8 protein-coding genes are annotated in these 12,588 nt (G+C 46.6%); all 8 read right to left on the reverse strand.

Translation table 11 applies throughout. From position 1 onward, the window contains the following. Window positions 1–105: 105 nt before the first annotated feature. The gene (locus DWZ44_RS09030) at window positions 106–1,860 is read right to left on the reverse strand and encodes a sensor histidine kinase (protein WP_117804698.1); all 1,755 of its coding nucleotides are present in this window, start codon (window positions 1,858–1,860) and stop codon (window positions 106–108) included. A gap of 231 nt (window positions 1,861–2,091) precedes the next feature. Continuing rightward, a complete protein-coding gene (locus DWZ44_RS09035; protein WP_117804699.1) occupies window positions 2,092–4,137 on the reverse strand; it encodes a glycoside hydrolase family 31 protein in 2,046 nt (681 codons plus the stop codon). A gap of 126 nt (window positions 4,138–4,263) precedes the next feature. Continuing rightward, the gene (locus DWZ44_RS09040) at window positions 4,264–5,934 is read right to left on the reverse strand and encodes an extracellular solute-binding protein (protein WP_158565858.1); all 1,671 of its coding nucleotides are present in this window, start codon (window positions 5,932–5,934) and stop codon (window positions 4,264–4,266) included. Window positions 5,935–5,990: 56 nt separating this feature from the next. Continuing rightward, window positions 5,991–6,902, reverse strand: coding sequence for a carbohydrate ABC transporter permease (locus DWZ44_RS09045; RefSeq protein ID WP_117804701.1), 912 nt, complete (start codon window positions 6,900–6,902; stop codon window positions 5,991–5,993). A 38-nt stretch (window positions 6,903–6,940) separates the two neighbouring features. Next, window positions 6,941–7,882: an ABC transporter permease gene (locus DWZ44_RS09050; RefSeq protein ID WP_243002044.1), complete on the reverse strand. Its 942-nt coding sequence runs from the start codon at window positions 7,880–7,882 to the stop codon at window positions 6,941–6,943. A gap of 253 nt (window positions 7,883–8,135) precedes the next feature. After that, window positions 8,136–9,698, reverse strand: coding sequence for a response regulator transcription factor (locus DWZ44_RS09055; RefSeq protein ID WP_117804703.1), 1,563 nt, complete (start codon window positions 9,696–9,698; stop codon window positions 8,136–8,138). 106 nt (window positions 9,699–9,804) lie between these two features. Next, the gene (locus DWZ44_RS09060; RefSeq protein WP_055227987.1) at window positions 9,805–11,217 is read right to left on the reverse strand and encodes an amidophosphoribosyltransferase; all 1,413 of its coding nucleotides are present in this window, start codon (window positions 11,215–11,217) and stop codon (window positions 9,805–9,807) included. Window positions 11,218–11,425: 208 nt separating this feature from the next. Beyond that, window positions 11,426–12,301, reverse strand: coding sequence for a LysR family transcriptional regulator (locus DWZ44_RS09065; protein ID WP_117804704.1), 876 nt, complete (start codon window positions 12,299–12,301; stop codon window positions 11,426–11,428). Window positions 12,302–12,588: the final 287 nt, after the last annotated feature.

Here is a 12,588-nt window from a genome sequence, read left to right on the forward strand (position 1 = left end):
GAGCTTCCCGGAGCCATCAGGTTCCGGAAGCTCCTGCAGTTTTTTCACGCAAAAAGGCGGGAACCCTCTATGTTTCTCCGGGTTCCCGCCTTTTTTCTTTTCGCTTTATTCTGTTTTCGGCAGCCGCACCTCTACGACGGCTCCGTAATTTTCATCCATATTGGAGCACGTAATGCTCGCCCGTTCGCCGTACATCAGCGCCAGGCGGCGTTTTATATTGGAGATGCCGACATGGTGACGGCCGTGGTAGATGATAGGCGTGTCGTTTTCGATTGCATTCAGTGCCTCTTTCGAAAATCCGTTTCCGGTGTCGGAAATACAAATGTAGAGGTACTCACCGTCCTCGTACGTTTCATTTGTCAGATACAGGGAAATCTCGCTTTTCCGGTCCAGGGATACACCGTGTACCACGGAGTTTTCCACCAGTGTCTGCAGCAGAAGAGACGGAACCTTCCATTCTCCAATATCACCGTCCATCGTCGCTTCAAAGGAAAAGGCTTCTTCCCCGTACCGTAGCTTCTGGATGCGGATATATGCCTCAATGTGTTCCAGCTCTTCCTCCACATTCCGCTGTTTCTTGGAATCCTGAAAAATATAGCGCATATAATCTGACAGTACTGTTGTGATTTCCACAATTTCTCCCTCATGGTTCTTATCTGCAATGCCATGAATCAGACTCAGGCAGTTCAGAAAAAAATGCGGCTTGATCTGTTCCTGCGTGTATTCCAGCTCTGCTTTCTGTTCGGCAAGCTCTTTCTCGTAGATCGCAATTTTTAATCCCTGTATTTTCCGCAACAATTCCTTAAACTTACCACTCACAGACTCCAGCTCTAACAAATTGTTGTTGCCATCCTCATTCAGACTCTGCTCTTTTTCCAGATCCTCCAGTTTTTGTCCGAATTTTTCCAGCGGTATCAGAATCCGGTGGTAATATGCTGTAATTTCCAATGCGCAGACAATCAGAAGAACCGCGATCAGGACGACAAATACAATCTGCATAATCAATACATTCTCAAGAATACCTCCTCCCGGCAGAACCATAAGATTGATTTTTCCGACCGTGCCAAGCTGGTAGGAATAGACCGTCGCATTTTTCTCCTTCTTCTTTCTCGCTTTGGAAAAATCGATAATCTCATTCTTATATTTTTCCGATGTGTCTGCCTGCGTCATCACGCGTCCTCTGGCATCTACCATAAACGGAATGACATCATACTCCTCTGTTTTGGCGCGGATGGTTCGGAAAATCAGATTCAGATTGATGACACAGCCGATGACTTTCTTGTTTTTCGCGTACCAGCCGACAATATAGTCGTCATCGCCAAATGTAATCACAGTCCATTGTGTGCTGATCGAATCCCTGGATGTCATAATCTGCAGATATGACATCAGCATCTGATTCAGCGTTGTCATTCCCTTACTCTCGGTAAACATAGTTCCGCTGTCCGTAATCAGAACATTGGCTTTCTGACCGTAGACAAAGAAGGTCTGTACCTCATGATAACGGATTTTCAGTACACGGTTTCGCTCTCGCAGCGTCTGCTCCATTTCATAATACTGAGCATCTGTCGATGTTATCTGATCCGGGATTTCTTTGATATTGCTGTCAGAATCCAGCAGATAGATCAGTTCACTGTTGATCTGCGACATATCACGGTTGATCTGATCAACATAGAGCTTTGCCGTATCGGCAATGTATTTATCTGCCAGCTTGCGGTTTTCCCAAATGCCCCAGAGCAGGCAGACAACAAGCCCCATCAAAACCAGAAAAACCGGAGTTCCAAGCCGCAGTGACGTATCTTTCATACTGCGTATTCGAACGCTATGCAGCATCCTTCGTTTTCCTTTCTGCCAGAGATTCATAAGCACATCCACCCCTCTTTTTTCTACAGAGCAACTGCCGGACGCCGCACCTTACCGTGCAGCTCCGGCAGTCATTTTACACTCACGGAATATATTTGCAGCTATGTTCTTTGTAACACAGCCCATTATATCACATTTTTTCGCTTTGTCCATGCAGAGTCCGTGTTTCACATGGTGAAAACAGGATTCTTTGTTACCGTTTGCCGGGTACCGGTGAGCGGTAACATTCTCTTATTCAGAAAAAATGTTCAGCAGATGTTCTGTATCTGCTCCTTCCCTTACGAATACCGGAATGATATCCATCGGTGCAGCAACCGTTACGTTCTGTCCTCCCTCATACTTTTCTCCGGTCCATGCGTTAAACCATGCCGTTCCATCCGGGAGATAAACCTCGCGCTCCGTTACGTGATCCTCCATCACAGGTGCAACATAAAGATCCGGTCCGAACAGATAGGCATCCTCCACATTCCAGCTTTCCTGATCTGTCGGGAAATCATAGAAAACAGGCCGCATCATCGGAGTTCCGTCCTCATGTGCTTTCTTCATCTGTGTCCGGATATAATCTCTCAGGCGCTCACGCAGGAAAATGTATTTCTTTGAAATTTCATATGCCTTATCGCCAAAGCTCCAGATCTCATTATCGCTGCCGGATCCGATCTGTTCTGCACCGTAGCCCTCCTGTGGGTTGCGGTTTCCGTGCAGACGCATGACAGGGCAGAAGCATCCGTACTCAAACCAGCGGATGTACAGACGATGGAAATCCGGGTCATCGGTTCTTGCGCCGTGGAAGCCGCCGATATCAGTGGTCCACCACGGAATACCGGCAACCGCCATGTTAAGACCTGCCTGTACCTGGCGCCGGAAGCACTCAAAGGTACTTACAATATCGCCTGACCATACGAGTGCACCATATTTCGCGCTGCCTGCCCAGGCAGAACGGATCAGGCTGATCGGCATGGTATCGCCTTCTGCCGTCATGCCGTCATAGAACGCTTTCAGATAATATTTCGGATAAATATTTCCGACCTCCTGTACGCTTCCGAGCTGATAACGGTAGTTCTTGAAATCATAAACGCTGTATTCCGGCTCTGCCACATCCAGCCAGAAGAGCTTGGCACCCTGATCATAATAATTTTTCTTGATCTTCTCCCAGACATATGTTCTTGCATCCGGGTTAGTCGCATCGAAGAAAACTTCATTTCCGCCGCAGAGCATCGTCAGCGGTACACCGTGCTCCGTGCGAACCAGATAGCCCTTCTCCTTCATCTCCTCGAAGTTTTCGGAATAAATGTCGACGGTCGGCCATACCGACACAACAACCTGAATTCCCATCTCCTTTAATTCGCGGCACATGCCCGGCACATCCGGCCAGTATTTCGGATCAAATTTGAACTCGCCCTGCTTCGTCCAGTGGAAGAAATCGACGACAATCACATCAAGCGGTACGCCAAGCTCTTTGTATTTTCTTGCTACAGACAGAAGCTGTTCCTGATTCCAGTAGCGGAGCTTACACTGCCAGAAGCCCATGCCATATTCCGGCATCATCGGCGGTTTTCCGGTCAGCGTCATATAATTCTCCTCGATCTCGGCAGGCGTATCACCTGCAATCACAAGATAATCGATCTCTTTCCCGGATTCCGTTACCCATTCCGTTCCATTATTCGCAAACATCACCTGTCCGACGCCCGGATTGTTCCATAAGAAGCCGTAGCCGATGCTGGAAAGATAGAACGGAACACTGACCTGTGAGTTTCTCTGTGCCAGCTCCAGCATACAGCCCTTCAGATCCAGCTCATGCTGCTGATACTGTCCCATTCCGAAGATTTTCTCACCTTTTCTTGCTACAAACCGCGCTACAATACGGAAATTATCCCCGACGCCGTTGCTGTACTCGCGTCCCATGATATTGAGCGGCATGCTTTCCTCATCGCGTAGACGGCGGAAATGCTCCTTTAACAGAACTCTTCCATCCTCATGATAGAACGTAATAACGCTGCCGGAATCGATCACTGCATGAAGCTTTCCATTTGTGATTTTTCCGTAGGAAGTATCCGTTCCCTCGTACATATTGGCAAAGGCTCCGCCTTTTGCTGATGGATCCTCAAAGATTTCAACCTCCCCCGCATGCGCATCCTTTGCTTCCAATGCCCAGTCACGGCCGGTAAAACTTCGGTTTTTTGTCGCGCGCACACGCAGTGCATCTTTCCCCCACGCTTCGATGCAGACGGTCTCGCCATCGTAGGAATAAATTAACTTACCCTCTTTTTCCAAAAACATGTAAAAATCCTCCTTTTGTCAAAAGCGGCAGGTCATTTCTGGCCTGCCGTTTCTCCTGCTGTTTTGCACCTCAAACATTGCCCCGCCGGATCAACGCCTGATTTTTACAGGTAATATTTTTTCTGTTTATTTTGTCAGATTTTCTTTGTATGCATTGTAAGCATCTGTCTGAATCTGAAGGAACTCATCAATACCCATAGCTTTCAGCTGATCGATGTAGGAATCCCACTCATCATCGATGCCGCCGTCTACTACCCAGTGCGCATACTGTGCTTCTACATATTTATAGATATCGGTTCCGATTGCCGTGATTCTGGAAAGGTCTTCGTCGGTATACTGAACCATCGGGAATCCACAGTTTTTCTCAGTATCAACGTATTTCTCATTGATTGCATCATCGGCCAGTTTGACACCATCGCCCTGTCCTTCCGGAAGAGAAACCTTGTCATAGAAATCCTCGTTCATGTATTTCGGACCAAAATCACGGAGGGAATTGGACCATGCAGAGGTATCAAGAGAAGATCCATCGCTTGGTACATCTACGTTGTAGGTTCCATCACCATTATCTGTGATCTGGCTTCCGATCGTACCATAGAAAGTCTGTAACGATGCAAGATCGGTGTAAAATTCATCCGCCCATTTCAGCAGGGTGTCAGGATCTTTACAGTCTTTGGAGATCATGAGCTCACGGTCGGAAATATCAAGGTAGTTGGTTGCTGCTTCTACGTAGTGATTTCCATCGTAGCCTTCTACTGCCTCAAGGGTCTTAAACTGATCTACGTTCGGACCAACCTGAGCATCTGCAGTCCATCCAAAGATAAGACCTACCTGAGAACCGCCATCTGCCTGCTGTTTTGCTGTCTGCATGGAGCCATCCTGAGTGAAGTACTCCGGATCAACAACGCCCTCTTCCCATAACTGACGCATCCATTTTACTGCTTCTTTGTAATTTTCTTCCATCGGCATGAAGACCGGTTTTCCTTCGCCATTCAGTCCCATGTAGTTTCCGTCACGGCTTACCATGGTTCCGAACGGGGAAAGAATGTGGCGCAGATCACCGCTTAACAGTCCGCTGCCTGCTGAATTTGTGATACCGATTTCGTTGGTCGGATCCCCGTCACCATCAGCATCTTCTGTTGCAAATTTAACAAGAACCTCTTCCAGCTCTTTATAGGTCTTCGGTGTTTCCAGTCCTAAGTTATCCAGCCATTCCTGGTTGATGCACATAACATCGCCGCAAACCTTCGGACGAAGCGGAAGCTTCTTCGGTAAGCTGTAGATTCTTCCGTCACGGCTGGTGCAGACTGCTTTCAGTTCCGGATCAGCCTCAAAGGCTGCTTTCAGGTTCGGCATATCTTTTTCGATCAGATCTGTCAGATCCAGGAATGCCGATTTGTTCTGTGCCATATCTGCCTGTGTTAAGCAGATGGAGCCAAGAAATGCATCCGGGAGGTCTCCGGAAGCCAGCAGCAGAGATTTCTGCTCGGACCAGTCACTGTTGTAATAAACCTGCCAGTCGATGTTGATATTCATCTTGTCCTCGATTTCTTTCATGACGCCTTCATGCAGGAAATCGGTCGGCCAGGTATCGGTCCATCTTACCGTTGCAATTTTGTAGGTTGGGCGGTCACTGGTATCTGCTGTATCGCCGGCAGAAGATTCTGTCTTGGCAGAACTTGCTGCAGTGCTTCCACTCGTACTTTCCGCTCCTCCATTACTTCCACATCCTGCAAGCAGTCCGGCTGCCATTGCGGCCGAAAGAGCAACGCTCCAGGCCATTTTCGTTTTCTTTCTCATCATCATCTCTCCTTTATGATTTTTTTATTTGCAATACTTCTCTCCTGTCCGCAGGATCAGCCTTTCAGGGATCCGAGCATAACACCCTGATTGAAGTATTTCTGCACTAACGGGTACATACACATGATCGGCGCGGAGGAAACCACGATGATCGCGTATTTGATAAGATCGGCCATCTGCTTTGCCTCAACGGCTGCAGCGCCGGTACTCATGGCACTCATGGTCTGATTGCCGACCAGAATGCTTCGAAGGACAATCTGCAGCGGCTGCAGACTTTCGCTTCGGATATAAATCAATGCATTAAAGTAGGAGTTCCACTGTCCTACTGCTGCCCACAGGGCAATAACAGCGATAACGGCTTTGGAAAGCGGAAGCACAATCTTGAAGAAGAATCCAAGGTATCCACATCCATCCAGCTGCGCCGCCTCCCAGAGATCCTCCGGGATACTGTTGTTGAAGAACGTTCGTCCTACGATGATGTAATACGTTACAACGGAGAACGGAACAACCATAACCCAGAAGGTATCCAGCAGATGAAATCTCTGTACTGCCAGGTAGGTCGGGATCAGACCGCCGGTGAAGAACATCGGGATCAGATAAAATGCTGTAAAAAATCTTTTTCCATACAAATGCTTTCTGGAAAGCGCGTAGGAAGCCGGAATATTGACAACGAGTGTCACAAGCGTTCCCATAATTACGTAAGCAATCGTATTGCGGTAGCCGGTCCACAGCTTTGCGTAGCTCGCCAGCTGTTTGTAGCCTTTGAAGTTAACTCCTTTTGGAAGGAACATAATCTGTCCGTTGGATACGGCTGCCGGATCACTGAACGATGCAATGATGATGAAGTACATCGGATACAGGGTGATGATGATCAGAAGCACGCCGATCGTATACAGGATGATATCGAAAATCCAGTCTTCTCTGGATTTCTTTACTTTATTTGTTGATACTGCTTTTGCTTTACTCATATTTTTGCTCTCCATTCCTATGTAGGCTCAAAATTCTGTCAGATCAGTGAGGTATCACTCATTTTACTGGAAATGAAGTTGACCGCCAGAAGAAGAATCAGGTTGATAATGTTGTTGAACAGGCCAATTGCAGCGGAAAGGCTGTACTGGCTGCTCACAAGACCCATCTTATACACATAGGTGGAAATGATCTCACTCGAAGTACTGTTCAGTGTATTCTGCAGCAGGTAAACCTTCTCAAATCCAATGCTCATAACGCTTCCCATTCTCATGATAAACATGATGGTTGCCGTCGGCAGCAGAGCCGGAACGTCGATGTGGATCATTTTGTGCCATTTGTTGGCACCGTCCATCGTTGCCGCTTCATACAGGCTCGGGTCTACAGAGGAAAGCGTTGCGATATAGAGGATACTGTCCCATCCTACATGCTGCCATGCCTCAGACCATACATAAATGTGCGGGAATGCTTTTGCACTTCCCATCAGGTTCGGGAGCTTGAATCCAAGCAGTCCGACCAGCTTTGCGATAATACCTGTACTTGGAGAAAGAAACAGGATCAGCATTCCGGCCATAACAACGGTGGAGATGAAGTGCGGCAGGTAGGTTGATACCTGGAAGAATTTTTTAAACTTCTGTGCCTTCATCTGGTTAACCAGCAGTCCCATGATAACCGGAAGCGGGAATGTTACCGCGATGGTGTAAAGACTGATGATAATTGTGTTTTTAATGGTCAGACCGAACTGATAGGAGTTAAAGTACTGTTTGAAGTATTTCAGTCCAGCCCAGCTGCTTCCCATAATTCCTTCCGCAGGTGTAAAGTTTTTAAATGCAATCACAATTCCGTACATCGGATAGTACGTAAACAGTGCAAAAATGATGATGGAAGGAAGCATCAGTAAATATAATGGCCTGCTTCTTCTCACTTCCTCTACAAATCCTATGGAGCTTTTCTTTTTGGTTTTACTATGGTTGGCGCTCACATATCATCCCTTCTTTCCTTTAAATTTTTCGTAACTGTTCAGAGTCCCATCTCGATTTTTCTTCCATTTCGCATGGCTCTGAATCGTTACAATTTTTCTTTTTCATGCTCTCGTTTCAACCGATGAACATATTATACAAAAAAGAGGGGCGTTTTTCTATCATTTTCCGGCAGTCTGTATATTAAAAAAGAGATGTCTTTTCACATCTCTTTTTTAATCAGAACGTTTTTTTGTTATTGACATCGTTTTTTTGTTATTTTTGTCTGCTCCGGTACTCATTTGGTGTACATCCGACCAGCTCCCGGAACGTTTTACTGAAATAAGAAAAATTTCCATAGCCGACTTCCATCGCAATTTTGCTAATCGGAAGCGATGAACTGCGCAAATACTCCTTTGCCCGCTCAATGCGCCGCTCAGCAATATAATTCGGAAGCGACATTCCCGTTGTTTTCATAAAAATTTTGGAAACGTAGTCCTCTGAGAGGAACACTTTTCCTGCAAGCACGGATCTTGAAAGATCCTCGTTCAGATTCTGTTCGATATAGTCTTTTAGCTGCTCCACCACATTGTCACTGCGGGATTCGTTCTTTTTCTGACCTTCCAGCACATCAAACAGATAATCGATGAACGCATGGGCACCTACCACAGAGAGAACCGCCTCTCTCCGTTTCGTTTCATACTCTTCACTGTCAAAAATCTGTCCGAAAACAATATTGCTCTCTTTTAAATAAACATATATATTCTGTATCATTTCTTCAAAAAAACGACTTGTGAAATCTTTTCGCAGACCGCCGCTTTTCTCACGCTTTTTCAGATATTCCTGCAGCTTTTCCCGCACAGCCGCAAGGGAATCGGATCGCTCCATCTCAGCCAGATACGTTTTCCACGGCACTTCCTGATAATCGCGCTCTACAAAGGACCAGCGTGTCTCATACAGAATTCCTGTTTCGTCCGGCACTACATACTTTTCCATCTCTTCGAGCTGATCGCGGCTCTTTGGAATCTCATCCAGTACCACCGATTTTCCCATATACATACAGAATCTTGCCGGAAATGCGCCCGCCAGACAGGTCCGCAGTCCTGCCAGTTCCTCCTGCGTTCCCATCGCACTTCCGTGATTTCGCAACACAACTGCCCATTCCAGATCACTGACATGTACCACGGTTTCCAGTTGCATTTCTGTTGTTTCCACATATTCCGTCAGAACATTTGTAATCACAAAATTATATAAGCTGATCTCTTTTTTATAATGTTCCTTATCCGGAATCTCCAGTACACGCAGCAGAATCAGACGGAAGGTCTCATCCGGAGTACAATACCCTCTCTTTTTTGCCCTTTCAATCCAATACTCCTCCTGCAGACACTGAACCAGAAGATCCTCCCAGAATTGCTTTTCATTCTCTCCTTTTTTCTCCTGTTTCTTCTGTTTTTGATGTTTTTCCTGCACAATCCCGACAATTCTGCGCAGCGCTGTTTCCAGATCCACATTGGAAATCGGTTTTAACAGATATTCCCTTGATGACAGCTTCAGCGCCATCTGCGCATACGCGAAATTTGCATAGCTGCTCAGGAAGGTACATTCAATATCCAGCTTTTTGTACCGGATCCATTCCAGAAGCTCCAGCCCGTTGCCCTGCGGCATATCAATATCACACAGCAACATTTCAATCGGATACTCTTCCAGCAGCTTCTGCGCCTGGCGGATGTTGTTTGCCGTAAATACCATATCAATTCCAATTCCGCTCCAGTTGACGGTTTCTTCCAGCTTTTCCACCAGAAGCTTATCATCATCTACAATCAGAATACTAATCCCCATAGGTAAGCCTCCAATATATTTTTCTTCTTTTTCCTACAGAAAAAAGCCAGCCGACAGACTCTTATTTTTCTGTCAGCTGGCCTGTTTAAAAACCATTATAACCTGTTTATTCTTTTCCGTCAAAGCAATAGGTACACATTTTGCATTTCGGCAGTCCGATCGACTCTACCAGATCGTCCAGACGGTGATATCTGAGGCTGGTGAAATTCTGACGGCGGCAGATTTCCTGGCACATGGACTCGTAGCGGTCGCTGGTCGGATCTGCATACTCTTCCAGTACTTTCTCTGCGTTTTCTCCCTCTTTTTCCAGAATAATCCGTCTGGTGATCAGATCCAGCTCGGATTTGGAGCGGGAGAAATTCAGGAATTTGCAGCCATACAACAGCGGCGGGCACGCCGGGCGGACATGAACTTCTTTTGCACCACTCTGATATAAAAATTCCGTTGTCTCACGGAGCTGCGTACCGCGCACGATGGAGTCGTCGATCAGCAGCAGTTTTTTCTGATCGATCAGTGCCTGCACCGGGATCAGCTTCATTCGGGCAATCAGATTTCTCTGTTCCTGATTTGTCGGCATAAAGGAGCGTGGCCAGGTCGGGGTATATTTGATGAATGGTCTTGCAAACGGAACTTTGGACTCATTCGCATAGCCGATTGCATGGGCAATTCCGGAATCCGGCACGCCTGCAATGAGATCCGGGTGGACATTGCTTCCCGCATCACGTTTGGCAAGCATGGCACCGCAGTGATACCGCATCTCCTCTACATTGATCCCCTCATAGGACGCAGTCGGGTAACCATAGTAAACCCACAGGAAGGAACAGATCTTCATCTCCTCCTGCGGCGGCACGAGCATCTCGACGCTCTCCGGCGTAATAAAGTCAATCTCACCCGGTCCGAGTTCATGGTAATCCGTGTAACCCAGGTTCAGATATGCAAAATTTTCAAAGGATGCACAGTACGCTCCCTCTTTCTTGCCAATAACAAGCGGGGTGCGGCCTTTTTTATCGCGCGCAGCGTAGATGCCGTCTTTTGTCAAAAGCAGCAGGGTCATGGAACCGTCAACAACATCCTGCAGATGGCGGATGCCCTCCGGAATTGTCTTTTCACTGCAGATCAGAGATGCCGCAAGTTCGGTCGCATTGATCTGACCGGTGCTCATCTCCTGGAAATGGGTGCGGCCGTTGCCGTAAACCTCTTTTAAAAGCTGATCCATGTTGTTGATTTTTCCAACCGTGGTAATCGCAAAGCTTCCAAGGTGTGACTGGATCAAAAGCGGCTGCGGTTCATAGTCGGAAATGCAGCCAATGCCGAGGTTTCCCTCCATTTCTTCCACATCACGCTCAAATTTTGTACGGAACGGTGAATTTTCAATGTTGTGGATAGCACGTGAAAAGCCATTTGCTCCGTATGTCGCCATACCGCCTCTTCTTGTTCCGAGATGTGAGTGATAGTCTACTCCATAAAACAGTTCCAGTGTACAGTCTTTTCTTGATGCAACTCCAAAAAAGCCTCCCATTTGTCGTTTACCTCTCTTTTGTATTTTTTCTCCCTTATCATACGAAACGCATATGCAATTCGGGCGGTTGCCCTGTTTCCACAGTTTTTCTTTACACATACGCTCTGTCCTGTTATAGTGTAACACGATTTTTCCCGGATTGTAAAGTTTTTCTAATAAATTAGATTACAAAAATAACTTACATTAATAAATCATTTTCTGGCTGTTTTCACAAATTTTCCCGGATATGATCGATAAACTTCGTCGCAGCAAGGCTGAATGGCTGTTCCCTTTTCCAGGTAAACACACTGCGGCAGATGATCGGCGGATCTAAGAATCGTCCGACAATCTCTTCTTCCTTCCATAGCTCGGAAACGCCCTGCACCGTAATCAGATAACCGAGTCCCTTCCGAACCATTTTTGCTCCATTTGTCGGCATATTACAGGTAAATCGGATGTTCAGCTTCTGATAATATGCTCCGAACCAGTTGGTAATTTCATTTTGCACATCCTGTCTTCTTGGCAGAATCAGCGGAAGATCTTTTAAATCTTCCGGATGTACGACTTCTTTTTGTGCCAGCGGATCATCCGGACGCATCAGCACCTGCTGCCGCTCCCCTTCTTTCAGACGCACAAACTCATATTTTCCCACATCAACCGGCTCCAGAAGCAGTGCAACATCCATCAGACCACGATCCATCTGCTCCTTCAATACATCTGCGGTTCCCGTCACCAGATCGAACGTCACGTTCAGATATTTTTGGCTGAAAGTTTCGATCAGATCTGCCAGAACATTCACAGACCTTGTCTCTCCGCATCCGATTGTCACACGTCCGTCGATCAGTGCTTCCTGCTCTGCCAGTTCTTTTTCTGTCTTATCAATCAGCCCGATAATTTCTTCTGCCCTGCGGCGCAGCAGGACCCCCGCATCTGTCAGCCGGATTCTCCTAGTTCCCCGTTCAAACAGGATTACCCCCAGTTCTTCTTCCATCTGGGACAGCTGACGGCTTAGGGTTGGCTGCGTGATATGCAGGACCTCTGCCGCACGGCTGATGTTTTCTTCCCGTGCTACGGCAAGAAAATAGCGAAGTACTCTTGTTTCCATATGTCTCCCTCTCGTTTTATTTGTTTCGTTTTTTATTTCTTTCCTGAAGCATATTTGAAAAAGGCTTTTTGCAAACTGCAGAAATGTTTTTCAAACACGCTTTGCTTTTGGGAAAGAATTTTCTTTCTTCTACTATATCGCTTTTTTGTTTTCTGAAAAGAAAGTATTGATTCTTTTTTTCAAGTATGATACCTTGAAATTATTGCGTACAGAGGTTCTGCGTTAAACTTAACGAAAATTTTCTGTACCTGCTTGCTATCTGCAGAAATCCGAAATAAGCATATCTT

The sequence above is a fragment of the Blautia sp. AF32-4BH genome, assembly GCF_003460565.1.
GTDB lineage: Bacteria > Bacillota > Clostridia > Lachnospirales > Lachnospiraceae > Fusicatenibacter > Fusicatenibacter saccharivorans.

What these genes read in the sequence shown, in the direction of transcription:
- DWZ44_RS09030 (WP_117804698.1), bottom strand. Translation starts at nt 1,860, where the DNA reads ATGAATCTCTGGCAGAAAGGAAAACGAAGGATGCTGCATAGCGTTCGA.
- DWZ44_RS09035 (WP_117804699.1), bottom strand. Translation starts at nt 4,137, where the DNA reads ATGTTTTTGGAAAAAGAGGGTAAGTTAATTTATTCCTACGATGGCGAG.
- DWZ44_RS09040 (WP_158565858.1), bottom strand. Translation starts at nt 5,934, where the DNA reads ATGAGAAAGAAAACGAAAATGGCCTGGAGCGTTGCTCTTTCGGCCGCA.
- DWZ44_RS09045 (WP_117804701.1), bottom strand. Translation starts at nt 6,902, where the DNA reads ATGAGTAAAGCAAAAGCAGTATCAACAAATAAAGTAAAGAAATCCAGA.
- DWZ44_RS09055 (WP_117804703.1), bottom strand. Translation starts at nt 9,698, where the DNA reads ATGGGGATTAGTATTCTGATTGTAGATGATGATAAGCTTCTGGTGGAA.
- DWZ44_RS09060 (WP_055227987.1), bottom strand. Translation starts at nt 11,217, where the DNA reads ATGGGAGGCTTTTTTGGAGTTGCATCAAGAAAAGACTGTACACTGGAA.
- DWZ44_RS09065 (WP_117804704.1), bottom strand. Translation starts at nt 12,301, where the DNA reads ATGGAAACAAGAGTACTTCGCTATTTTCTTGCCGTAGCACGGGAAGAA.